The sequence below is a fragment of the Prevotella sp. RM4 genome (genome assembly GCF_000701965.1).
Taxonomy (GTDB): Bacteria; Bacteroidota; Bacteroidia; order Bacteroidales; family Bacteroidaceae; genus Prevotella; species Prevotella ruminicola.
The window spans coordinates 348093-373541 of record NZ_JNKG01000007.1 but is presented as its reverse complement, the minus strand read 5'-3'; the positions used below and the strand labels follow the sequence as shown (position 1 = coordinate 373541).

The window sequence follows — 25449 nt, the reverse complement described above, 5'->3', positions numbered from 1 at the left end:
TTATAACAGTTTTCTTGCACCGTCACCAATGACCACATCATACACCAATGGCTCCTTGCCGTAGGCTTCCTGATATTTCTCCTTTGCCGTAGCGATAAAAGCATCATAGAGGTTATCCTTTACCAGGTTGATGGTACAACCACCGAAACCACCGCCCATCATGCGAGAACCTGTAACACCGCACTCACGGGCAATCTCGTTCAGATAGTCAAGCTCTGGACACGAAACCTTATAGTCCTGGCTCAAACCTACATGGGTCTGATACATCTTCTCACCTACCACTGCATAGTCGCCTTTGGTCAGTGCCTCAGAAACTGCCAATACACGTTCACGTTCCTCAATCACATACTTAGCGCAATGGTAATCTTCGTCAGATACTTGATTTCTCACCTCCTCCAACATATCTAAGGTAGCATAGCTCAGTGCCTCGACTTCGGAATGATTCTTCTTAATGAGTTCGAATACGGTCTCACAACTGCGACGGCGGTCGTTATAAGCCGAAGAAGCTAATTCATGCTTCACACAAGAGTTCAACAACACCAGTCGATAACCTTGTGGATCGAATGGGAAATAGTCATATTCCATTGTATGGCAGTTCAGGCGAATCAGATAGCCCTTGCGCCCAAAGACCGAAGCAAACTGGTCCATGATGCCGCAGTTCACACCGATGTACTTGTGTTCCGTGGCTTGTCCAGCCTTGGCCAGTTCTACCTTTTCTACTTTATTGTCACCAAACAAATCGTTGATGGCAAATGCATAGCAACTCTCAAGAGCTGCCGATGAAGACATGCCAGAACCAAGAGGTACATCACCCGAGAAAGCCGTATCGAAGCCCTTCACGTCCACACCTCGCTCCTGCATTTCGCGACAGACACCGTAGATATAGCGTGCCCAACTTGCTTTCGGCCCTTCCTGATCGTTCAAGTCGAACTCCGCATCTTCATATAAATCGATAGCAAAGGCTCTGACCTTATTGGTGCCGTTTGGCTTTACCTCGGCAACCATGCCTTTATCCACTGCCCCTGGAAACACATAGCCGCCATTATAGTCGGTGTGTTCACCAATGAGATTGATACGACCTGGTGCGGCATAGACATTACCCTCTACATCACCGAATTTTGTTTTAAACTGGTTGCGGACAGCTTCAACCATCTGTTTGTTTTGTTGCATCGCTTTTAATTTTATAACTTTATAATATGAAAGGCACGGCACATTATCCGTACCTTCCTCTGTTAACTAACCAAAAACTACTTATATGCGTCTAAAGCAACTGTAGGCGTGCCGTTTTCAAAGCAGCCCTTGTTGTAACCTCCGTTGTAGCCTGCGGGTGCCTGTGGCTCCCAATAGAAGATGCCTGCAAGATGGTCAGTAGCCTTACCCTTGCTCATGAGTGTCGAGATACACTGCTTACAGGTCTCGGCCAGATTGTAGTCCATACCTATCTCGCAAACCATCACAGGAACATTATACTTCTGATAAAGTGAGTTGATGTTGCTCACACAGGCATCTACCATTGAGGACCAGGAATCTTCGCCCGGATAGAGTGACATACCTATCATGTCAAACTTGCCGCCATTGGCTTTCAGGTTGTCGAAGATATTGGTGTAATACCAGAGGTTGTCTCCGCTGTCCAGATGCACGATGACCTTGGCATCAGAGAAGATAGCCTTCACGGCATCATATCCGGCATTCACCAGCTCTGCGAAATTGCTGCCATTGTCAAGATTGCCCAACGGCCACATCATACCCCAGCGCGTCTCATTACCAATCTGTACCCACTCAGGTTCGATACTGTACTGTTTCAGCAGCGACAGCATCTCTTTGACATGGACTGCAACAGCAGTTTTGGCTTCACTGAGTGAATAGTTGGCCCAAGCAGCGGGAATATCCTGATGCCCTGGGTCTGCCCAGGTATCGCTGAAATGGAAATCTATCATCAGTCTCAGTCCAAGCGCATTGGCACGGCGTGCCTTTACCAGCACATCACTGATATTGTTCCATCCCTCGGCAGGATTCACCCAGACACGAAGACGGATGGAGTTAACGCCACAGTCTTCCTTCAGGAGTTTCATACACTCAGTGGCCACGCCTTTTTTGTTGTTGAAAGTCAGACCTTCGCTCTCCATTTGTGTGAGCCAGCTGACATCTGCACCCTTGGCAAACGTTCCACGCTCTATCTCTATGGTATTATCTGTCTGACGTGGGTTGGTGATGGGACTTTCCTGTGTGCAGGAAGCCTGCACACAAGAGAGAGTCAACAAAGATACTATTATCCCCAAATATTTTCGAATCATAATCTTCTATATTTTTATTCCGTTATTGAATAGGTACACTTACACAAATCAACCGTGAGGGTATAGGTCTTTCCTGCCTCCCAGCCGACAGGGTTGCCGTCGTTCTTCTTCGTCCAACGGAGAGAGCCGTCACTGCAGGTACCGAACCAGTAGTCCCAAGAGCCGTTAAGCAGTATCTGTGCGCCCCATGGCGTGTCACCCGTAGCGGTTACTTGAGCAGTATATACACCGGGTTGACCTTCTACGGCGGTCATGTCGGTCAGACTCCAGTCATCGTTGAAGCCCGTATAAGATACCTGTGTGATAGGATCGGCCATGCCGTACCAATAGGACATCCACCCCAGAGAGGCTATCGTAACATACAAGCCCTTGCCAGGTGCCTGGATGTTGTTGTCATCAGTGCCACCTATAATCAGCTTCCATTCAGAAGTGCTTGGATCCTGATTGACATGTGTCCAGTCATCCTTGGCCTGTGAAAAGTAGTAACCCCAAGAGCAGTTGAAGTTAACGGCAGCTGCATAGCAGAGGTTATCCTCATCGTAAAGGGTCAGATACTGGTCGAAGTTCCATGTATCGTCGTTACCCAGGATATAGAGAATCTGCGGAATCTCTGTCGGAGTATCACTACCTTCGGTCACCTTACACTTCCATTCCTTCGGGTTAGAGAGGTCGATTGACAAGGTTACCTCACCTGCGGAAGGTACATTTACGGTGATATTAGAAGGTGTCTGTCCGAATGTCAGCGCACCATTCTCAATGCCGAATGCAACCGGAGTGTCAATGGCTGCTGCATCATCCGTACCAGTGCTGGAGTTGTATTGCTTACCTGTGCCAGCTATCTGTATAGTGGCGGAACCTGCCTGAGAGGCCTGATAGGCAAGCGTCCACTTGTTGGCTTTACGGTCATAAATCATCTCACCTGTTATATCACCGCTTACAGTCAGTGATGGGATATAGAGGGCCGACCACTCCTGACGTACTGTATTGACAATGGTATAGTAACAGCCAGACTGTCCCGGATACCAGAAGTTCCAGTGCTGGTCATTGCTGCTGATAACGAAAGGTTTGCCACCACCGTCATCACCGATATTACCCCACAGTACACCGTTGCCTTCCTGTAACCACCAGTTATACCAGCCGCCTACACCAAGGAATCCGCTGTAGATTCCATCGGAATTAGGAGATGCCAGTGTGTTACCCGTATCATTGCGACCTGCATCAAGTACAAAGCCAAGAGTCATGTCGATGCTATACGGTGTTACCTGAATCTGATAAACATTACTGTACTGAGGCTCCACATTGTTGGCCAATACAGAACGCATTCGTATATATAAGGTGGAAGCAATGTCGCTCTCCAGACCTACACGTCCCACGAGTGAGTTCAGACTCTCGGCTGTGAACTGCATAGAGGTCGTGCCTGCCTCAGTCAGAATCTCAATAGGAGCATCGAATGAGTTCGTATTAGCGAACTGGAGCGTGTTGACTGTCGTTCCGATAGGAGTCTGCACACGTTCGTTATTGGTTGTCAGACGGCTATTGTCTGTCCAGTTCAGTGTCAGGGCAAGTCCGCTGGCGTAGTCTTTGTTGATAACGACATCACCGGAACCACTGAGCTCTACGGGCTGTGCACCGCTGGTAGTGATGGTGTCACCGTCTCTGTCGCAGGCTGTCAGGGTTATGGCAGCCAAAAGCGACACAAGGATATATTTCATCTGTTTCATACGCTTATCAATAGTTTTCGTTCTTCAGATTTGGATTAGCGGAAAGTTCTGCAGTAGGAATTGGATAGACATTGTACTTGCTCTCCGTAGAGCGACCGTCAACCACGCCACCTTTCCACTGCCACTTATAGGAACCACCCGTGAACTGACCATAACGGATCAGGTCAGTACGGCGGCAGCTCTCCCAATAGAGTTCGCGGGCACGCTCATCGAGGATGAACTGAAGAGTCAACTGTGCCTCGTTGATATTACCATCAGTGTTTCCAAAGGCACGCTCACGTAACTTGTTCACCACCTGCAAAGCTTCATCACGGCTGGAACCATTACCACCGCGGAGCACACTCTCCGCAAGCATCAGATAGACATCTGCCAGACGGAAAACGGGATAATCGATATCGGCTCCGACGGCACCCGTATTGGAAGCAGCCTCTCCGGCATCTGTCAGGTTGGAGAACTTCTCTCCGAAGTAGCCTTGACTCTGGTCGTCAATGGCCTTTGTCAGCCACTGCTCCTGACCGTCTGTATAGAACATATAGCGGCAGTCGCCAGCTTCGTTGCCAGAGAACAACTCAGGCAGCTCACCACGGACACGGAACATGCCCCAACCGCCTGTCAGGCCATATTTGGCAGGATCCTGAGAACTGGAGTTTCCGCACTCGCCACAGACAATATAGGTAGTAGCACCCCAAGTAACTGTGTTCACTGCATCCACGACAAACGGGAAGATAATCTCATTGGTTCTCTTGTCATTGTCGGCATTGAACAGCTTGCTGTAGTCTGACTCCAGTGAATAGCCTGCATTCATAATCTGCTTGCAGTAGGTGATACAGTCCGTATAGTGATTACCTGCATTGTAAACCTCTGCATTGAGGTACAGCTTTGCAAGCAGTGCCCAGGCTGCTGCCTGAGAGGCACGACCGTATTCAACTGCATTAGGAGCTAACAAACCGTTTGAGGCAACATCTTTCAGTTCGCTTTCAACAAAGTTGAATAACTGGGTGTTGCTATAGCGTTCGGGGGTATAAGCACCTACTCCCATCGTCTCATCAACGAACGGACCTTGTCCGAACAGGTCGAGAACATAATAGTATGCCAAAGCACGAAGGAAACGGGCTTCCGCACGATATGCCGTGAGGTTGGCATTGCCGGATGTAGCACTTTCCGTTGCATGACTCAAGAATTCATTGCAGAGTGCAATGGTATAATAGGCACGATAATAGGTATCGGCAATCCAGGGGTCATTGGCATCCCAGGTCATATAGGTAAGCCCCTCAATCTTATCACCAGACAGCCATGTACCGGCTACCTCGTCAGTGGGGCACTCCTGAAGGTTGAAATAACCGCGCAGGAAATCATGGCCGTTGTTGCTCGAAATATCGGCATTGCCGCCTCCCTGTTCCTGGCCTACGATGACGTATGAGGCATACAGCTTGGCCAAAGCCATCTTATATCCCTGCTCAGAGCCATAGACCACATCTGCCGTTGTCTGGCTGTCGGTCTGGGGCTGCTGGTCCAGGTCGCCTGTGCATGCCATCAGTCCACAGGCGGCAAACAATATCATATATATCTTTTTCATATGGGTCATTTGTTTAGAAATCAAGTCCAACGGTGAGTGAATAGATTCTCGGACGCGGATAAACGGTCATGTCGATACCGCCCTGATTCTCTGGATCCACACCTTTGTAATTGGTAATCGTAAAGACATTCTGTACCATCAGTGATGCATTCAGCGAGAACCACTTGCATACCTGTCCGAAGTTATAAGAGAGTTGGATGTTATCCATCTTCAGGAATGAGGCATTCTCCACATAGTGGTCGCTTTCATGCTGACGCTTCTGGAAACGTGTTGTCATATAGCTGCTGTTCAAGCGGTTCAACTGATAGTCGTTGTACGACATGGTTTCCCATGCGCCTGTATTCATAGCCATTCCATTATAGAGGTAGTTGCCCACGTTGGCACGGAGTGAAGTGCTCAGTGTCAGTTTCTTCCAACGAAGAGAGGTAGAGAAACCGAAAATCCAGTCAGGAGCAGGAGAATGATAGTGGTAGAGGTCATTGGAATCGACCACGCCATCACCATTGAGGTCTGCATAAAGGCCCTCGATGGGCATACCCTTTTCATCGTAGATCTGCTTATATACGTAGTAGCTGTAAGGTGCATAGCCCTCTGACAGCACCTGTACATAGTGTGACTCGATGGCACCAGCAGGTGTATTAGGTGACTCTGCCAGGTCGTTCAGTCGAAGGTTGGTAATCTTTGTTTCCTGATAGGTGGCATTGGCACTTACGTTCCACTCCCATTCTTTAGTCTGTATAGGAGTTGCGCTGATAGACATCTCAAAGCCATTGCTCTTGATGTTACCTACATTATTCAGCATCTGCTTGTTGAAGTTCGTACCTGCTGCTACAGGAACGGTTGCCAGCAGATCCTCCGTCTTGCGGTTATAGTAGTCGAACGAGCCTGTCACTCTGTCACCGAGAATTCCGAAGTCAAATCCGAAGTTCCAGGCCTTAGTGGTCTCCCACTTCAGGTCGCTGTTATAGGCAGAGGGGCGATAGGTGTGGATGGGCGTGCCACCGAACATATAGTATGCACCGCTCTGGCTTTCCGTATATAGTGGAAGGTAGCTATAGTTGGCAATACCGTCCTGCTGGCCTGTTATACCATAGCTGGCACGAAGCTTCAAGTTGCTGAAGGCAGGCTTCAGACTCTTGAAGAAACCTTCCTCTGACACTCTCCAGCCCAAGGCTACAGAGGGGAATGCACCCCAACGGTTGTCCTCGCTGAAACGTGAGGAACCATCCCGGCGGATGCTGGCAGACAGCAGATACTTGCCGTCATAGCTATAGTTCAGACGTCCGTAGTAAGAAAGCAGTACATGGCGCTGGTCATCAGCTGCCGATGCAGCCTGCTGTTCTGCGGGTGTCATGTCGTTCAACTCCAGGTAAGCAGCATTGGTGTACTTCCAGAACTGGTAGTCGTAACCTGCCGTTACCTCAATATTACTCTTGATACTCTCGATATACTTACTATAATTAAGGTAGAAGGTCAACAGACGGTTATTGTTCTTCTGCGGACCATAGGTATAGTTACGTCCACCTGTATTATAGTACTGATATGCCTCTTTGGGTACGTAAATCTTGCCTTCGCCCTTTGAGTAGTCATAACCTAATGTAAGGTGGGCATGCAGGTCAGGCAGGAAGTGCATGCTATAGTCTGCATCGAAGCTGCCAACCACGCGATACACATCACTTGTCGAACTGTAGTTGTTCAGCAGTCCCACAGGGTTGCCAGTAGCACCAGTGATAGGTACACCATTGGCATCTGCTGCCTCATAATAGCCAATGAAGGCATCAGTTCCGGAATAAATAGGAGAACAAGGATTGTGAGTTGCACCGCCCCAGATGGCATTCGTATTGGCAAAACGGGTGTCGCTGTATGTTCCCTTCAGGTTGATGTTTAGCTTCAGGTGATTGTCCAGCAGAGTTGGAGTCAGCGAGAGGCTACCTGTATAACGAGTCATATTGTCTGTTTTCAAGATACCATTCTGGTTGCTGTAACCGAAAGACAGACGATAAGGAAGGTAGTTTGACAGTTTGCCAGAAATGCCAAGATTGTTGTCCGTTCCAAAAGCTGTTCTGAAAATCTCGTCGTTCCAATCAGTATTCACATTATCGTTCAGAAGTGACTTCTGGCGGTCTGTGCCATAGGTATTCACCAGACTATACATCTCATCACGACTGATCATGTCTGCCGTCTTCGTGCGGGTCTGCAAAGAGTTGGTCGTAGAGAAACTGATCTTTGGCCTTTTCGAGTCAGTTCCTTTCTTAGTCGTAATGATGATGACACCGTTTGACGCGCGCGAACCATAGATAGCTGTAGAAGAAGCATCCTTCAGGATGGTCATGCTCTCAATGTCGTTCGGGTTAATCAGGCTAAGGAAGTTGCCACTACCACTGACACTGCCACCCACTTCCATGGGAACACCGTCAAGGACTATCAACGGGTCATTGGAGGCATTCAGCGAAGCACCGCCACGGATACGGATGGTGCTGCCTGCTGATGGAGAACCACCGCCATTGACAATCTGTACACCGCTCACCTTACCATTAATAAGTTGCTCGGGTGAATTGATGACTCCCTGGTTGAAGTCCTTACTGCTCACGTTAGAGACAGAACCTGTCAGGTCGCTCTTTCGCTGCACACCATAGCCGATGACAACAGTTTCTTGCAACACGGTTTCATCAGCCTCCATACGAATAGTCAGCTTTCCCGTTGCAGGGATGTTGACGGTCTTCGTCTTGTAACCCACATACGAAACTTGAATAGCCGTTGCCCCGCTGCTTACTTCCAGCGAGAAGTTGCCGTCAAAGTCCGTAATCACTCCTTTTGCGCTACCAGATTCGGTGACTGTCGCACCAATCAGAGCCTCACCTGTCTCGTCAACGACCGTTCCCATTACTTTCTTGGCATTCTGAGCCAGAACTGTTGCTGGAAGGAACATCAACAAGAACATCAGGCACCATGAGCGCATCAATGCTTTTTTTGATTTGAACTCCATATATTTTAGGTTTAAAAATAAATTCTGCCGCAAAGTTAAAGACTATTTTTTACCCTAAAAAGAACAAATCAGACAAAAGGTTGCTCATTTTGGACAAACGCAATATCTCAGTAAAATATTGTAAATATAGTCAAACAAAATAGGTCTATAGTGCTCTTCATCTTATGAACTCAATTATGATGTAAAATTGTGGTTTATGAAATAGTTATTAACCACTTTAAACCGAAAAATAGTCGAAAGTGCCATTTTTTCGCTAAACTTTTGTACCTTTGCATCCAAAATTGTAATGGTAATGAGGAGATATACGATAGCACAGTTGCAACAGATGCGTGAGTCGGAAGACCATGTTGAGTTCAAGAAGGGTGAATACGGTAACGTGTCTTATAATGGTGCTGGCAAAGAGAAACCTAAAGACCGACGGAAGTGCATCCTAGGCTATGTCACTGCACTTTGTAACGAGGGTGGTGGCAGGATGGTTATTGGTATGCACGACAGCTTTCCTCATCAAGTAATTGGCACAAAGCAAAACGAGAATTCTCTTGGCGACTTGGAGAGTAACATCTACCGTGACGCAGGCATTAGGCCTGAAGTGTATGAGTTGTTTGAGGACGAAGCAAACAGGACTGGTCGTGTGGTCGTTATCGAAGTCCCGTCAAGACCAGTGGGCAAGGTCTTTAAGTTTGAGGATGTACCCCTGATGCGAGTTGGCGAGGATCTGCTGCCAATGGACGATAAAACCTACCTCTCTATCATACAAGAGCAGGAACCGGACTTCTCTGAGCAGTTCTGCGATGATGCAGCCTTTGAGGATCTTGACCCGGAAGCCATCAAAGTGATGAAGGAGAAATATGCCAAGAAGCAGGAGAATCCATCTTTTGTCTCATTAGACGACAGGCAGGCTTTGAGCGACTTACACCTTATCGTTGGGGAAAAGATTACTAATGCTGCTGTTCTGCTCGTTGGTAAGGAGGCATTTATTAATAAGATGTTCCCGCAAGCCAAGGTTATGTTGGAGTATCGCAACACAGAACCTCAGATTCATTTCGATAATCGGATGCAGCTTGGTCAGCCATTTTTTATCCTGATTGACAAGCTCTGGGATGCCATCAACCTGCGCAACGGCTCTGTACCCATAAGAGAGGGTGCTTATATCTTTGGAATACCATTCTTTAATGAGGACGTAATCAGAGAAGTGGCTAATAATGCTTTTGCCCATCGCAATTATCGGGTAAACAGCGAAATCATTGTCAAGCAGTACCCGACGAAATTGACGGTTATCAATGCAGGAGGGTTCCCAAAAGGTGTAACGGTTGATAATCTGCTGACTACTCCAAGTATGCCCCGCAACAGACTCCTGGCAGACATATTAGCAAAAACTGGTATCGTAGAGCGTTCAGGACAAGGTATGGACAAGATATTCCTGAACACGCTATCGGAAGGTAAGTCAGAGCCAGACTATACGGAAAGCGACGATTTCAACGTATCCGTCACATTCTCTGCCATTGTAAAAGACAAGGCTTTTGCCATTTACGTGCAAAGCATACAGCAGTCGTTGCCCGAGGATAAGAGACTGACGGTCTTTGACGTGATGGCACTTTGCGAAGTCCGTGACGGCAAAAAAGTTCCCAAAAATAAGCAGATTGCCCAGAAACTGGAGCAAATGGGATTCTTGGAGAAGCACGGAAAGACTAACGCCATCTATTATATCTTGCCTCGCCGTTATTACGAGTTAGCAGGAGATATGGCAGCATATTCGTTGGCTACAGACTGGGACATTGATCAAGTTTGGGCTGTTATAAAACCATTCTTGAAGAAGTATGGCAAGGCAAAGAGAGCTGATATAGACAAAATCGTAGGCAGCCATCTTTCAAATAAACAGTTAAGAAGGATTCTTGATGAACTGCGAGATGAGGGAAAGATAAAGACGCAAGGTCTGAGAAACTATATGTATTATTTGTTAGGTGATACTCCAGATGAAGCACCAAATGAGTAACTGAGAACGAAAGGGCATAACAAAGGGCGAAGAAAAGGGCGAAGAAAACGTTAGAAATGAAACTTTTGGAGGGCTTATTTTAATGTAACTTCTTGATTCTCAGGATAAATGAAAGGGCGAAGAAAAGGGCGAATAAAGGGCAGAACTATTTAACAGCTAAAGCCCCTGTCCATATGCCTTAGTGGTGCAAATGTGGTGCAATTGAAGAAGTGAAAAATCCGCAAGTCGTTGATATTCAACTTCTTGCGGGTTTTCTTCAGTGATCCGCTTGGGGCTCGAACCCAAGACCCCAACATTAAAAGTGTTGTGCTCTACCAACTGAGCTAGCGGATCAACCTTGTATGACGTATGCTTTCTTACGAAAGCGGGTGCAAAGGTACGAAGTTTTTCCGAATTAACCAAATTTATTCGGAAGATTTTTCGTTATCACCCTCATTTTCTGTATCTTTTGTAACATATTGTTCGTAATACGCAATCAAAAGTGTGGTTAACGGCAGGGCTATAATCAGTCCGATAAAGCCCAGCAGCGCGCCCCAAACCGAGAGCGAAAGCAGCAGGATGGCAGGGTTCAGTCCCATGGCCTTACCCATCACCTTAGGCGTTACTATCATATCGCATATCAGCTGCACCACGATGAACACCAGCAGGGCCAACGCCAGGATACCCCAGAAGTTCTGCCCCGTATCGGCCGACTTGAGCAGTGCCAGCAGCACCGTAGGTATCAGTGCAAAGGTGTGCAGATAAGGCACCAGGTCCATAATACCTATCATGATACCCAGACCGATGGCCATGGGGAAATCGATAATCGTAAAGCCTATGCAGAACAGGATACCCATGATGAGTGCCACTGTGCCCTGACCGCGCACGTAGTTGTTAAGCGCCTGTCCGGCATCCTTACCCAAGCCCTGCCAGAAGGGACGACTCTTCTTGGGGAAGATACGAATCCAGTTGTCCGTGAGGTACTCGTAATCCAGCAGAATAAAGAACATATATAATAAGGTAATAAGCGATGCCACGATACCGATAACCACGGTAGCCGTCTGTCCCAGCACGTTAAACAGTCCGGGCAGCACCGTCTTGACACTATCGGTAAACGTAGCGCTCTTAAAGAACTTTTCAATCTCGCGGCTGTTCTGGTTTATCCACAGCTGTATGGCACCAGGAATATCCTTGATGTGCGCCTCCTTCCGTATGTAGTCGGTTGCCAGGCTGCCCAACTTCTCAAACTGCTCAATCATAGGCGGTATGATCAGGTAGATAACACCAGCCATCACGGCAATCAACAGCACCAGCGTAATCACAATGCTCAGTGCCCTGTTGCCCACATGCAGCTTATACTGCACAAATTTTACAGCAGGATAAAGCAGATAGGCCAGGAGCCAGGCCACAAAAAACGGCAGCAGCACACTGCTCAGGTAGTTTACCAGCAGCAATATGCCTATCACCAACAGGCCGGCACCCAGCCAGCGTACCAGCTGATCAAGCGTGATTGTCTTTTCTTTCATTTTCCTCTCTTATTGCTTTTTGATAACACTCGCGGCACAGGGGCTCGTACTCGGTAGTCTCGCCCAGCAGCACGCGCTGCTCGCTCTGCACCTTACGATGACTCACGTAAGCCAGATTGCCGCACTTTACACAGATGGCATGCACCTTGGTTACATCGTCGGCAATGGCACACAGGGCAGGCATGGGTCCGAAGGGCACACCCTTGTAGTCCATGTCCAATCCGGCCACAATCACACGTACACCGCGGTTGGCCAGCTCGTTACACACATCTACGATACCCATGTCGAAGAACTGGGCCTCGTCGATGCCCACCACATCGATATCGCTCGACAGCAGCAGGATACTTCCCGGCGAGTCGATGGGTGTACTCTGGATGTGCTTCTGATCATGACTCACCACATCCTCTTCCGAGTATCTCACGTCGATAGCCGGTTTAAAAATCTCCACTTTCTGACGGGCAAACTGCGCTCTGCGCATTCGCCTGATCAGCTCCTCAGTCTTGCCCGAGAACATCGAGCCGCACACCACTTCAATTCTTCCAGGTCGGTGTGCCTCACCTGTTAAGTTTTCTATCATATGGTTGCAAAATTACAAAATACCTTTTAAAAATTGCAAAGATTTGCGTGTTTTTTTGTCTATTCCGTCAATTTGCCTTATATTTGCCCCTTGTTATGGGTATATTATACATCGTACCGACTCCAGTTGGGAATATGGAGGACATGACTTTCCGAGCCATCCGTATCCTGAAAGAAGTGGATCTGGTGCTGGCAGAAGACACTCGCACATCGAGCAAACTGCTGAAGCATTACGAGATTCACAACCAGCTGATGTCGCACCACAAGTTTAACGAACACGGAACGTCGGCCTCGGTCGTAGCCCGATTGCAGGCAGGCGAGAACGTAGCACTGATAAGCGATGCAGGCACACCAGGCATTAGCGACCCGGGATTCTTCCTGGTGCGCGAGGCCGTGCGCGCAGGCATCGAAGTACAATGTTTGCCAGGTGCCACAGCCTTTGTGCCCGCCCTGGTGGCCAGCGGATTGCCATGCGACCGCTTTGCATTCGAGGGATTCCTGCCGCAGAAGAAGGGGCGCCAAACCAAGATAGAATCGCTGAAGGGCGAGCAGCGCACCATGATATTCTACGAGAGTCCCTACCGCGTGGTAAAAACGCTGCAGCAGTTTGCCGAGGCCTACGGTGGCGATCGCCAGGTAAGCGTGTGCCGCGAGATATCCAAGATACACGAGGAGAGTGTACGTGGCTCGCTGGAAGAGGTGATAGCCCATTTCAAGGAGCACGAGCCCAAGGGTGAGATTGTAATCATCCTGGCTGGAAACGATCATAAAGAACAATCAAATAAACAAAAGTAATTATGAAAAAATTATTTATCTTCGCCCTGTGCCTTACCGCACTGGCAAGTTGTAATGAGGGCGCCAAGAAAACGGAGAACGCAGCCCGCGCCGAGCGCGACTCGCTGAACCAGGTGATTGCCCAGAAGGATGACGAGATTAACGACATGATGACTACCTTAATCGACATTGAGGACGGATTCCGTGAGATTACCGACGCTCAGAATCGTGTTACCCTGGCCAAGCAGGGCGAGGGTACCAACAGTAAGCAGCGTATAGCCGAGAACTTCCAGTACATCCAGTCGATGATGCAGCAGAACAAGGATCTGATTGCCAAGTTGCAGCAGCAGGCCCGCGAGAGCTCGATCAAGGGCGACAAGCTGAAGAAGATCATCGCCAGCCTGCAGGAGCAGATGGAGAAGAAGGACTTGCAGATTGCCGAGATGCAGGCACAGCTTGACCTGAAGGATATACACATCAACGAGCTTAACAACGAGATTAACACCATGCAGGACGACGCTCGCGCCATGAAGAGCGAGAACGATGCTCAGGCTCAGAAACTGCAGGAGCAGGACAAGCAGCTTAACACTGCCTGGTTTGTTTACGGTACTAAGGACGAGCTGAAGAAGCAGCAGATTCTGACCAAGGACGGTCTGTTCAGCAAGAGCAAGATTCTGCAGGGCAACTTCAACCGCGAGTACTTCACCAAGATTGATATCCGCGTGGATCGCGACATCAAGCTCTACAGCAAGGATGCCAAGGTACTCACCTCGCACCCCGCCAGCTCGTACCGCTTGACCGCCGATGCCAACAAGCAGCTCATCCTGCGCATCAACGATCCAATCGCTTTCTGGAGCACCAGCAAGTATCTGGTTATCCAGGTTAAGTAAAAACTAACTGTAGCACTGTAGCGCTGTAGCGCCCGCTCACGCGCACGTGTATATATAATGTATACAAGGTGGATATTTATACAGCATCCACCTTTTTTTGTTGCCTTAAAACTCACAAACCAAGTAAGGATTTAAGCCATTAAAAACACATTTCGAAAGCAAATGTTGCGTTTTGCTTACAAAGTGTAATTAAAAAGTATTTTTGCACTTTTACATTGACATAAATCAAGCCACCAAGAATAAAAATGCAAAATATTGCCCGAAAGTGTGATTTTTTTATAATTTTATTTGTTTTTTAGACTTATATACCATAATTTTGCACCTCATCAGACTTAATATTACAAACGTATAATTAATCAAAGAGAGTGAATTTATGAAAAAAAGTCTAACATTGTTAATGGTCAGCCTTTTCCTGTTTGTAGGAACAGCGCTGGCACAGACTAAGATTACTGGTACGGTGCTCTCACAAGAGGACGGTCAGCCCATCATCGGTGCTGCCGTTAAGGTAGATGGCACCAATACTGGTATGTTGACAGATGTAAACGGTAAGTTCTCACTGACACTGCCCGAAGGCAAGAAGAGCCTTACGATTTCGTATCTGGGCTTCCAGCCAAAGACAGTAACAGCCAAGAACGGTATGCGAGTTTTCCTGAAGGCCGATGCAACTGCACTCGAGGAGGTAGTTGTAACCGCCATGGGTATCAGCCGCCAGCAGAAAACGCTGGGATACTCTGCACAGACTCTGAAAGATGAAGAGCTTACAGTAGGTAAGCTTACCGATGTTACCTCGGCCTTGGCCGGTAAGGTAGCCGGTGTGCAGATTAGCGCCAGTTCGGCTAACCCCGGTACAGCCAACTCGGTTATTATCCGTGGTTTCAGCTCAATCAATGGTAACAACCAGCCACTGTATGTTATCGACGGTGTGCCCATGCAGCAGACATCATCGCTGGCACAGGGTAGCCAGGAGGCATTCGGTGGTATCTCGAACGTTAACCCTAACGATATCGAGAGCATGACCGTGCTGAAGGGTGCTGCCGCTACCGCACTTTATGGTAGCCGCGCTGCCAACGGTGTGATCGTGATCACCACCAAGGGCGGTAAGAAGAATGGCGAGCGTAACTTCCAGATTACTTACGACGGAAGCGTACAGTGGCGCCAGGTAAGCACACTGCCTAAGATGCAGAACCAGTTCGGACAGGGTTGGAACGGTAAGCAGACTTATATCGAGAACGGTTCATGGGGTCCTGAGTTCGACGGCTCTATGCAGGTTTACGGTCCAATCTGGAACCACCAGCAGCTCATCCACAAGTACGAGGCTGTTGAGAGCAACATCAAGGACTTCTTCGAGACCGGTCTTAGCACCAGCCACAGCGTAGCCCTGAGCGGTGTCAGCGACGATAACAAGATGACCTACTACCTGAGCTACTCATTCAGCAAGGACGATGGTATCATCCCAAGCAATAAGGATACTTACACACGTAACACTATCGCTTATCGCGGCAGCTACGAGGCCACCAAGTGGCTCAAGCTCTCGAGCAGCGTAAACTTTGCCAAAACCAGCACCGATATCGTTGGTTCGTACCAGGGTACCTCAATGATTGATGGTATCATGGAGTTCCCACGCGACATCTCACTGGTTGACCGTAAGAACCTGAGCACGGCTTTCGATACACCTGAGGCTTGGTACACACCTTATGGTATTACCAACCCATACTGGGCTATCGAGAACAACTATAACCACAACGACGCTAAACAGCTGTATGGTAAGATTCAGGCCGACATCAAGCCTATCAAGCAGCTCACTCTGTCGTACCGCTTCGGTTTCGACTATACCGACTACGATCTGAAGATGGGTTACCCACAGATTGCACTCGACGACGCACTGATTAACGAGGACTATGGTTATGCTCCTTCGAACATGAACCAGGCCGGTTGGGTATTCAGCCGCTACCAGCGCAAGTACGAGTTGAACCACGACTTCCTGGCAAACTTTGCCGACAAGTATCTCGACGATAAGCTCGACGTGAATGTGAACGTAGGTGTTAACATGAACGAGCGCAACTCTACTGTAATGACCGGTCAGACCGACGACCTGACATTCGAGACTGGTTTCTGGGATCTGAGCAACGGTGCTACCAAGAGCGAACTGAGCGAAGGCCAGTCAAAGCGCCGCCTGGTTGGTTTGTTCGGTGATGTGACACTGGGTTGGGACGAGATGCTGTACCTGAACCTTACAGCACGTAACGACTGGTCGTCAACACTGCCTATCAATGCTAACAGCTACTTCTATCCCGGTGCTACACTGAGCTGGATTTTCACACGACTGATTCCAAAGAACGATATTCTGGAGTTTGGAAAGCTGCGTTTGGCTTACGGTAAGACCGGTAACGATGCCGATCCTTATCAGACAGCCGTACGCTTTATCCAGGGTACATCACGCGCCTACTACGGCACCGATGTAGCTAAGTTCCCAATGAACGGCGTTAACTCATTCCAGGCATCATCTACCATCGGTAGCTCTGACCTGAAGCCTGAGATGACTACTGAGTACGAGGTTGGTTTGAACCTGGCTCTGCTTAAGAACCGCATCAACATCGATTTCTCGTTCTACAACCGCGAAACCAAGGACCAGATCTTTACGCTGCCCGTTGACCCCGCTACCGGTTACTCGTACATGGTAACCAACTTTGGTAACGTTCGCAACCGTGGTATCGAGTTGCTGGTTAACACCACTCCTATCCAGACCAAGGACTTCCGCTGGGATCTGGGCTTCAACTTCTCGAAGAACCAGAACAAGGTACTCTCAATGCCCGCCAGCGTTGAGGGTGGTAAGACCACTATCTATAACTTCTCGGCTGGTAACGATGCCGTTTACTTCTACGCCGAGGAGGGTAACCCCATGGGTGAGTTCTACACCTACATGCCTCAGTACACCGAGGATGGCAAGCTGATTGTTGGTAGCGATGGCCAGCCTATACTTACCACCGAGCTGCAGGATACCGGCAAGAACATGAACCCCGACTGGATTGGCGGTGTAACCACAGCCTTCTACTACAAGGGCTTCAGCCTGAGCGGTGCGCTCGATATCCGTAAGGGTGGTTACATGTTCTCACGTTCTAAGAACCTGATGCAGTTCACCGGTAACGGTTCGATCACCACTTACAACCAGCGCCGCCCATTCATCATTCCTAACTCTGTTTACGAGGATGGCACCGAGAACACCACACCTATCATGCTTGGTGGTGGCGACTACGAGGTGGGCGACTATCAGGCATACTACAACGACTACGGCTGGGGCCTGGGCGGCGAAGCCTACCTGGTTAACAAGTCGTACGTTAAGCTGCGTAACATCACCCTGGCTTATCAGTTGCCAAAGAGCATTGTTAACCAGCTGTACCTGAGCGACGTAACCCTGTCACTCTTCTGCAACAACGTGTTCACCTGGACCCACAAGAGCAACACCTTCATCGATCCTGAGAGCAGCACCCGTGGTAACGACCTCGAGGGACAGTTCGGTGAGCTTTATGTGAACCCCAGCTGCCGTACGTTCGGTTTCAACGTAGGTATCAAATTCTAAACAAAGGAGGACATAATTTATGAAGAAAATAGCAATTATATCAACAATTGTCCTGGGTCTTGCTGCTACATCATGTAACAACTACTTAGACATTAACCAGGACCCCAACTCTCCTGCCGAGGGTAACATGACTACCAGCATTCTGATGCCTGCAGCCGAAATGGGTATTGCTGCCACATACGGTAACCTGCTGCGCATTCCTGGTGGATATTTCTCACAGCACTACGCTCACATGTTCGGTACCAGCAACTACGTAGACTACAGCCAGTTTACCATGTCGCCAGTACGTTCGGGTTCAGCTTACTCGCAGATTAACCGCGTAGGACTGAAGAACCTGCAGACCATCCGCGAACTGGCCGAGAAGAACGAGGAGTGGGGAACCTATCTGGCTGCCACCACCCTGCGCTGCTTTGCCATCCAGGCACTGGTTGACTGCTACGGCAGCATACCTTACAGCGAGGCACTCGATATCAGCAACCCATCGCCAAAGTACGATGAGGGCGAGGTAGTTTATGCCGGCCTGCTTTCTGAACTCGACGAGGCTCTGAGCAAGGCCAATGCCACCGACCCTGTAGCCACAAACTTCCTGTTTGCAGGCGCACGTGCCGATAAGTGGATTAAGTTTGCCAACGCCCTGAAGCTGAAGATTATGAGCCGCGAGGTTGGCGCAGTAAGCAGTGTCGACAGCCAGATTGGCGCACTGATTGCTCAGAACAACTTCCCCACCGAGGACGTGGCTTACACCGACTGCTGGGGCAACGAAACCGGACAGATGAACCCTTACTACTCTGAGGAGTTTGCTACCTCATTCGGTTCAACACAAATTAACGTTACTGCCAACATGGCCATCATCGGAACCATGCTGCAGACCGATGCCGAGGGTGTAGTGGTTTACGAAGACCCACGCCTGCCAGCATTCTTCGAGAAGAACAACTCGGGCAACTACGTAGGTGGTATCTCAGGTACCAACTTCAGCACATCAGGTAGCTACAAGGCTGCTTACTGGTGCCGTCCTGTTATGGCTTACAACTCACCTGTTTACTACATTCAGGTAGCCGAGACCGAGTTCTTCATTGCCGAGTACTATGCTCGCCAGAACAACGCCGCCAAGGCCGAGGAGCACTACAATGCCGCTATCGAGGCATCGTGCGCATCAGCCGGTGTTAGCGGTGCCGAGAAAGTTATCGCACAGTTCCCATACTCTCAGGCCAACTACAAGCAGTGCATCGGTATCAGCAAGTGGGTAGCCCTGGCAGGTACCAACAACTTCGAGTCGTGGTGCGAGCTGCGCCGCCTGAAGTACCCCGCATTCGGTAGCGCCACCGGTAACGACCTGTACGATGCTACTTCGGACAAGCTGCATAGCGAGAAGTACGTGCCTGGCACACTCTACACACCTATCTCGGTATTCGACAAGGTAGGCAGCAACAAGATTCTTGAGCGCTGGCCTTATCCATCGGCCTCTACTTCAAGTAACGCCAATGCGCCTAAGTTCAGCGACAGCGATTACACTACACCTCTGTTCTGGGCAAAGTAAAAAAAGTAACTCAACATTAAAATGAAGAGAAACATGAAAAAGAATATATTATTCGCAATGATGCTCGCCGTATTCGGCCTGGTGCTCACCAGCTGCGGCGACAAGGACTCGGAAGGTTTGAGCCGATTCACCTACTACCCCACTATCGAGCTGGAGGGCGACTCTTACCTGGTATGGGAGAAGGGCGTGGCTTTCGAGGATCCTGGCTACTCATCTACCATGAACGGCGAGGATGTAACCAGTCAGGTAACCGTAAATGGTAGCGTAGATGTAACCAAGAGCGGTATCTACACCCTCACTTACAATACCGTTAAGAACGAGGATGGTTTCGGCGCATCGGCCACACGTACCGTTGTTGTGCTCGACTCAAAGAGCGCTGTTGAGGGTTTCTACCTTACACAGGCCGACAGCTATCGCGATCGTTCGGGTACGGTAGTAGCCTACGGTGACCAGTACGAGATTCTGATTATTGATAATGGCGACGGCACAGTATTTGTTGACGACCTGCTGGGTGGCTGGTACAGCCAGCGCGCCGGATATGGCGACAACTACAAGCTGTATGGCACACTTGCCATTGCAGCCGACGGTACCCTTAGCTGCTTGGAGAGTTACCTTAACGGATGGGGCGACAGTCACGACGACCTTACTGGTACTTTCGATGCCGCAACTGCAACATTTAAGCTCGACGCCGCTTATGCCGGCATGCATTTTGTACAAACCTGGATTAAAGAGTAAACAGTTATGAAGAAAATATTATATTTCGCAGCCCTGCTGCTCACAATGACTTTTGCCACATCGTGCGAGAAAGAGAAAATTGGCGGCACAGCCACCGAGGCCCTTGCTGGCGACTGGTATGTTACCATTGATGCTGCCGACGAGAATGGCAATGTAGTTGAAGGATTGGAAGATCCCTTTGGTTTGGGTCGTATCCACGTGGCTACCTTTAACACCGCAGCCAACACAGCCGATAAGCTTTACGTAACCGACTTTGGTGATTTCTGGGGTTTCAAGGTTAGAACAAATAGCGATGTTAACGCGCTTACATTCTCAACCGCTGGTGCAGTAGCTAACGAGTCGTACGATTGCAACGTTACTATCACCGATGGTAAGATTCTGCCCAAGGCAGGTAAGCAGAACAATGGTTCGGCTGCCGATTCTATCGTATTCTACGTAAGTTTCGACGACGACCCTTATCCCGCAGCCTATGGCTATGCCAAGTATAAGGTAAGCGGTGTTCGCTACTCAGGCCTTGAAGAGAACGATTAATCCCCTTGCAGAGAATCAATCTCTCTTTTTAATAATTGTCCCCCCGCAAAACCATGTGAATGGCCCGCGGGGGGATTTCTTTTTTTCTAACTGTAGCACTGTAGCGGTGTAGCAAAAGTGTTGCGCACAGGCAACATAATTTTATAAAAAGTGTTGCGCGCAAGCAACATTTTTATCAAAAAGTGTTGGTTGTATGCAACATTTTTATTATCTTTGCCCCAAAAATGATAGCTTATGGATGCATTATTTAGAAAAAGCGACCGTTTACTGGCCAATACCAGCACAGAGATTGTACGCGAAATAGCAAATACAATCCATTGGAACGCCCAGCTAATTAGCATTATCGGTGCAAAAGGTGTGGGCAAGTCAACGCTCATTAAGCAGTATATCAAACAGAACTACGAACCTGGCGACAGGAGGGTTTTATACTGCTCAGCTGATACTGTCGACTTTTCAACGCGCACACTGGTGGAACTAGCCGAAGAGTTTACCGTAAGAGGCGGCGAGCTGCTAGCCATCGACGAAATCCACAAGTACAAATCGGGCAATACCGACTGGAGTCGTGAAATAAAGGAAATATACGAACTCTATCCCGACCTGAAGTTGATAGTAAGCGGATCATCACTACTTAAACTAAAAGAAGGCGATGCTGACCTGTCACGACGAGCCGTAAAATATACACTGGCAGGATTGTCGTTTCGCGAAGCTTTACGTTTTTATCATGGATTGGAGTTCGAAAAATGGACGTTAGACGACATTCTGAAGCACCCTTACGATTTATGGCAAACGGTGTCGACTAAGTGCAAGCCCAACGCACTGTTTAAGGAATATCTGAAAAAAGGCTACTACCCCTTTCTACTTGAAGGCGAGGGCGAGTATCACACAAAAATAGAGCAGGTGGTAAACTATATTATTGAAACAGAATTACCCCAGATATGCAAGGTTGACGTGGCCAATGTAAGAAAACTGCAGGCACTTGTGGCGATGATATGCAGCGAGATACCTTTTGAACTAAATGCCAACCGAATTGCCGCAGCCCTTGAAATTGGTCGCGACACGGTGGTGGAATACCTGAAATACCTGGGAGATGCCAAAGTATTAAATCTGCTTTACTCTGAAAAAAAGAAAATAGGCAAGCTCTCGAAACCCGATAAGGTATATCTCGAAAACCCCAATATCATGTATGCCCTAGCCCCTACCAAGGTTGAAATAGGAACACTACGCGAAACCTTTGCCGTGGGCAGTCTCACAGAGTCGCATAATGTTGAATACGGAAAAGCGCAAGGTGATTTTCTTGTTGACTCGAAGTACACATTCGAGATTGGCGGTCGCAGCAAGGATTTCTCGCAGATAGCAGGTATAAAGGATTCGTATATTTTTGCCGACGACTGGGATATGCCCGATGGTGCAAAACTCCCACTCTGGATGCTAGGTTTCTTATATTAATGATAATACAATAAAATCCCCTCGCTGATGATTCAGCGGGGGATTCTTTTCTACATGCCCATGCAGCTGGTGGCGCCCAGGGCGGTTACTATCGCCGTTGCGATACTTGCAATCATCTGTACGATGAACTTCAGGGTTTCTTTCTTACTCATAATGTTTAATGTTTAATCTTTAATGTTTAATGCTTAATGTTTAATGTTTAATGCTTAATGTTTAATGGTGGGGCTTGCGCCCCAACCATCAATCGCCGATTGGCTCGTGGCTGCCGCCACCCTGGTTGCCGCCGGTGTTCTGACCGTTGCCACCGGTATTACCGTTGTCGGTGGTGTTGCCGCTCTCAGGGTCCTCGATGTCGCCGCTGTCGCCACTGGTTACGCGCTTCAGTACGGTGCCGTCCTCGTCAAGGCAGGTAATCTGAATGCTGGTGTTCTTCAGCTCGTCCTTCACATCCACCGATGGGGTGAACACAATGCGACGGGTGGTAATTAGTCCGGTCTTCACCTCGTCAAGGTTCTCAACGGCCTTGGCGCGCACGCCGAATCGCATGGTTCCCAGTCCGGGCACGGGTACCGAATGGCCCTCGGTGGCCCAGGTACGGATAACGGCGCCTGCTGCCTCCCATGCAGCCTTGATAACACCTGCGCTAATGCCCGAGTGGGTGGCTGCCTCGGTAAACACCTTCTTCTCGGCGATGGCGCTGTACAGGTCGGGGCGCATCACGAAACGCTTGGCCCCAGGGTTCTTGCCGATCTTAAGCTCTCGGCGCTGTGCAATAACTTTGATACTCATAGTTTAATATAATTAAAAAATTAAAGAATTAAAAAATGTAATAATTAAAGAATAAAAAAATGTAATAATTATAGGATTGTAAATAATTTTTAAATTTTATCATTTTTACATTTTTACATTGTTCTGAGTTCGGGTTCGGGCGGGTATTAATCCTGCAGGGTGCTACGATTAAAGGTAACAATTGTTACTATTAATCTTCGCCGCTCGAGCTTCGCTCGCTTGGCTTGTCCAAGAAATCCAGGGATTAATGTCGCCCTCAAGCCTCCCTCATTTTAACGTTACAAAGGTACAACTTTTTCATTGCGGTTCACGAATAGCGAACCTACTTTTTTGCGAAAAATCACTGCGCGCGCCGCCACCATCCGCTGTCCGCTACGCGCTACAGCGCTACAGTTGTTTTCCATCCCATCGCACACCATTATTTACTTCTATATTTATATATATAAATATAGGCACTAAAGTTAGCATGCACTACCCACCATTTCTAACTGTAGCACTGCAACGCGTAGCACACGTTTTTTTCCAAAATATTTGGAAAATTGGAAATTAGTACGTATATTTGCACCATACAAAGCAATTAGTTATGAACAATAGTAAAGTTATCGACAGTATTAAGCAGGTGGCCGAAAGGGTCTTACCCAAGGGTAGTCTGTTGTATCTCTATGGGTCGCGTGCACGTGGAGACTGGCACGACGGTTCTGATTGGGATCTTCTGCTGATACTTGATAAGCCACGTCTTGAGCATGAGGATTTTAATAAGTATTCCTATCCGTTTGTTGAAATGGGATGGGATATAGGCGAGGATATTCGTCCCCATGCATATACTAAGCAAGAGTGGTTTGATGGTCCACATGCTATGTTCTATTATAATGTAGAAGAAGACAAACAAGTATTGTATGGAACTAAGTGATAACGAGAGATCAACCATCGTACGCATGGAAATGGAGAAGGCACGCAAAACTTTTGCCGATATGGAATTTTGTGCCAAAGAGCAGAAATGGGAGGCTGCTGCCAATCGCCTGTACTATGCTTTGTTTCATGCGGTATCAGCCTTACTTATCAGTGGCGGTCAGAATGTAAAAAGTCATCGTGGCATCATGTCTCTTTTCGGACAGCATTATGTTCGTACAGGACTATTTACGAGCGAAGATGGTTCACTCCTCTCTGACCTTGTGATTATGCGCGATAACGCAGACTATAACCTATTCTTTGAGGCGAACGAGGAGAAAATCACTCCCTATATTGAGCCCACAAGACTGCTGATTGATAAGATAGCAGAATTTGTTATTCCTAAAAACTCTTAATTATAACCTGCAGTTTTTGGTGGGTGCGAAGGTTTTTATTATCTTTGCAGCCGTTTGGCGACCTGTGGAACGGCGCCGACTATGGATTATATTGTGAAATAAAACTTTTTAAAGAATTAATCGACATGAGAAATTTTAGTAGCATCGGTCAGTGGCCGATGGGATTGGTGTGCGACACACCCGTGCCCTACTACGAGGTAGGAGTAAGTTGCGGTTTGCCTAACGAGATGGGACAACTGCCACCCGAGATGATTTTATTGCCCAGCGAGATTACACGCGGGCGCAGCGTGTTTATCGTGGATGCCGATGGCGACTCGATGACTGGCGTGGGCATTTACAGTGGCGACCAGATACTGATTGAGGGCACGCAACGGGTAAACAGCGGCGAGGTGGTGATGGCAAGCATCGACGGCGAGGAGCTGTTGAAGGTGTATTACGTTGACGACTGCGGGCGCCACTGGCTGTTGCCCGCCAACGACAAGTACCAGCCATGCGAACTAACGGCCGACATGAATGTACGCATCTGCGGGCGCATGGTGTGCAACCTGAGTGCGCCGCACGTATCGGTAAAGCACTGTGGCGAGGTGGTACGCCAGTTTAAAGCCAAGCAGAAGCAGCACCAGCCCGACATGTATGAGCGCCTGACCGAAGCCGTTACCCAGTGTAGTCATCTGTTTTGGGCAGCATCGGCCTGGGCAGTGGTGTATTGCGTGATGCGCGATAAATACAGTTACGACAAGCCAGTTGCCGAGTTTGAGCGTATGGCCCAGGCCTTAAAGCTCCCCGCTACGTTTAGGTTTGTATGTGGCGAAGGCAGTGTGCAGCGCACCATCAGTAATCATGAGTACATGCGAAAGAATATCGACAAGTGGGAGGAGCAGGGTGCTGCCGACCGCGAACTGAAGCTGATGACGGTTTTAATTAAAGAATTGGCTTAGTTTTACCGAACCTGTTACCGAACTTCGGTAAGTATTAGTACCAAAGTTACCGAAACCTACAACACTTACCGAAAACTGTTACCGAATGCGTTCCAAGAAATTGGAGCGCATTATTTTTTGCCATACTTTTGCCACCGCAAACAAGTTGCGATGGCGAGTGAAGCGTCAATCAACGACAACGCGATCTCAATCTTACTGCCACACCAACCCGACTCGGAATCGGCCGAGCGGATTTATTCTTAGGCACGGATTTACACGGCTTTATAAATAAAGACAC

General features: G+C 48.5%; 20 protein-coding genes and 1 tRNA gene. 11 read left to right on the top strand and 10 right to left on the bottom strand.

What is annotated here, in order from left to right:
• The 5 genes from galK to T499_RS0102720 all read right to left on the bottom strand — a co-directional run bounded on the left by galK (position 1) and on the right by T499_RS0102720 (position 8577).
• Positions 1 to 1170: a galactokinase gene (galK, locus tag T499_RS0102740; protein WP_369793345.1), complete on the bottom strand. Its 1170-nt coding sequence runs from the start codon at positions 1168 to 1170 to the stop codon at positions 1 to 3.
• Positions 1171 to 1247: 77 nt separating this feature from the next.
• Positions 1248 to 2294: a glycoside hydrolase family 53 protein gene (locus tag T499_RS0102735; protein ID WP_033149646.1), complete on the bottom strand. Its 1047-nt coding sequence runs from the start codon at positions 2292 to 2294 to the stop codon at positions 1248 to 1250.
• A 14-nt stretch (positions 2295 to 2308) separates the two neighbouring features.
• On the bottom strand, positions 2309 to 4015 hold the full coding sequence (locus tag T499_RS0102730; RefSeq protein ID WP_033149645.1) for a DUF5114 domain-containing protein: 1707 nt from the start codon (positions 4013 to 4015) through the stop codon (positions 2309 to 2311).
• Positions 4016 to 4022: 7 nt separating this feature from the next.
• Positions 4023 to 5591: a RagB/SusD family nutrient uptake outer membrane protein gene (locus T499_RS0102725; RefSeq protein ID WP_033150137.1), complete on the bottom strand. Its 1569-nt coding sequence runs from the start codon at positions 5589 to 5591 to the stop codon at positions 4023 to 4025.
• Between the two features lie 13 nt (positions 5592 to 5604).
• Positions 5605 to 8577 (bottom strand): SusC/RagA family TonB-linked outer membrane protein, encoded by a 2973-nt coding sequence (locus tag T499_RS0102720; RefSeq protein WP_033149644.1) that lies wholly within the window; start codon positions 8575 to 8577, stop codon positions 5605 to 5607.
• A 292-nt stretch (positions 8578 to 8869) separates the two neighbouring features.
• Here T499_RS0102720 and T499_RS0102715 point away from each other — a divergent pair, with 292 nt between their 5' ends.
• Complete coding sequence (locus T499_RS0102715; RefSeq protein WP_033149643.1) at positions 8870 to 10570, top strand: ATP-binding protein; 1701 nt, start codon at positions 8870 to 8872, stop codon at positions 10568 to 10570.
• Between the two features lie 260 nt (positions 10571 to 10830).
• Here the strand turns inward: T499_RS0102715 and T499_RS0102710 are convergent.
• The 3 genes from T499_RS0102710 to T499_RS0102700 all read right to left on the bottom strand — a co-directional run bounded on the left by T499_RS0102710 (position 10831) and on the right by T499_RS0102700 (position 12652).
• Positions 10831 to 10903: transfer RNA gene (locus T499_RS0102710), tRNA-Lys, on the bottom strand.
• Positions 10904 to 10974: 71 nt separating this feature from the next.
• Complete coding sequence (locus T499_RS0102705) at positions 10975 to 12075, bottom strand: AI-2E family transporter (protein WP_033149642.1); 1101 nt, start codon at positions 12073 to 12075, stop codon at positions 10975 to 10977.
• Entirely contained in the window at positions 12050 to 12652 is a 603-nt protein-coding gene (locus T499_RS0102700; RefSeq protein WP_013063875.1) for a thymidine kinase, read from the bottom strand. Before T499_RS0102700 ends, T499_RS0102705 begins: the two co-directional genes overlap by 26 nt.
• Before the next feature lie 95 nt (positions 12653 to 12747).
• On the opposite strand from T499_RS0102700, the gene rsmI reads away from it, so the two are divergent.
• The 7 genes from rsmI to T499_RS0102665 all read left to right on the top strand — a co-directional run bounded on the left by rsmI (position 12748) and on the right by T499_RS0102665 (position 22141).
• Positions 12748 to 13446: a 16S rRNA (cytidine(1402)-2'-O)-methyltransferase gene (gene rsmI / locus T499_RS0102695; RefSeq protein ID WP_013065482.1), complete on the top strand. Its 699-nt coding sequence runs from the start codon at positions 12748 to 12750 to the stop codon at positions 13444 to 13446.
• Positions 13447 to 13448: 2 nt separating this feature from the next.
• Positions 13449 to 14315: a Cbp1 family collagen-binding glycoprotein adhesin gene (locus T499_RS0102690; protein ID WP_013064364.1), complete on the top strand. Its 867-nt coding sequence runs from the start codon at positions 13449 to 13451 to the stop codon at positions 14313 to 14315.
• Between the two features lie 373 nt (positions 14316 to 14688).
• Positions 14689 to 17892, top strand: coding sequence for a SusC/RagA family TonB-linked outer membrane protein (locus T499_RS0102685; RefSeq protein WP_033149641.1), 3204 nt, complete (start codon positions 14689 to 14691; stop codon positions 17890 to 17892).
• 19 nt (positions 17893 to 17911) lie between these two features.
• Positions 17912 to 19429 (top strand): SusD/RagB family nutrient-binding outer membrane lipoprotein, encoded by a 1518-nt coding sequence (locus tag T499_RS0102680; RefSeq protein ID WP_033149640.1) that lies wholly within the window; start codon positions 17912 to 17914, stop codon positions 19427 to 19429.
• A gap of 33 nt (positions 19430 to 19462) precedes the next feature.
• Complete coding sequence (locus tag T499_RS0102675) at positions 19463 to 20164, top strand: BT_2262 family domain-containing protein (protein ID WP_033150136.1); 702 nt, start codon at positions 19463 to 19465, stop codon at positions 20162 to 20164.
• A gap of 6 nt (positions 20165 to 20170) precedes the next feature.
• Entirely contained in the window at positions 20171 to 20695 is a 525-nt protein-coding gene (locus T499_RS0102670) for a lipid-binding protein (protein WP_033149639.1), read from the top strand.
• 234 nt (positions 20696 to 20929) lie between these two features.
• Positions 20930 to 22141, top strand: coding sequence for an ATP-binding protein (locus tag T499_RS0102665; protein ID WP_033149638.1), 1212 nt, complete (start codon positions 20930 to 20932; stop codon positions 22139 to 22141).
• 50 nt (positions 22142 to 22191) lie between these two features.
• Here the strand turns inward: T499_RS0102665 and T499_RS14585 are convergent, their stop codons facing one another.
• The gene (locus tag T499_RS14585; RefSeq protein WP_155949436.1) at positions 22192 to 22293 is read right to left on the bottom strand and encodes a smalltalk protein; all 102 of its coding nucleotides are present in this window, start codon (positions 22291 to 22293) and stop codon (positions 22192 to 22194) included.
• Between the two features lie 88 nt (positions 22294 to 22381).
• Positions 22382 to 22930, bottom strand: a complete 549-nt coding sequence (locus T499_RS0102660; protein ID WP_033149637.1) for an HU family DNA-binding protein — start codon at positions 22928 to 22930, stop codon at positions 22382 to 22384.
• Positions 22931 to 23549: 619 nt separating this feature from the next.
• Between T499_RS0102660 and T499_RS0102655 the strand changes: the two genes are divergently transcribed.
• From T499_RS0102655 to T499_RS0102645, 3 genes are all read left to right on the top strand, one after another.
• On the top strand, positions 23550 to 23840 hold the full coding sequence (locus T499_RS0102655; protein WP_170857883.1) for a nucleotidyltransferase domain-containing protein: 291 nt from the start codon (positions 23550 to 23552) through the stop codon (positions 23838 to 23840).
• Positions 23827 to 24234 carry a HEPN domain-containing protein gene (locus T499_RS0102650; protein ID WP_013063025.1) on the top strand — a complete coding sequence of 136 codons (408 nt, stop codon included), beginning with the start codon at positions 23827 to 23829 and terminating at the stop codon, positions 24232 to 24234. Before T499_RS0102655 ends, T499_RS0102650 begins: the two co-directional genes overlap by 14 nt.
• A gap of 125 nt (positions 24235 to 24359) precedes the next feature.
• Positions 24360 to 25172 (top strand): LexA family protein, encoded by an 813-nt coding sequence (locus T499_RS0102645; protein ID WP_084162860.1) that lies wholly within the window; start codon positions 24360 to 24362, stop codon positions 25170 to 25172.
• Positions 25173 to 25449 lie beyond the last annotated feature (277 nt).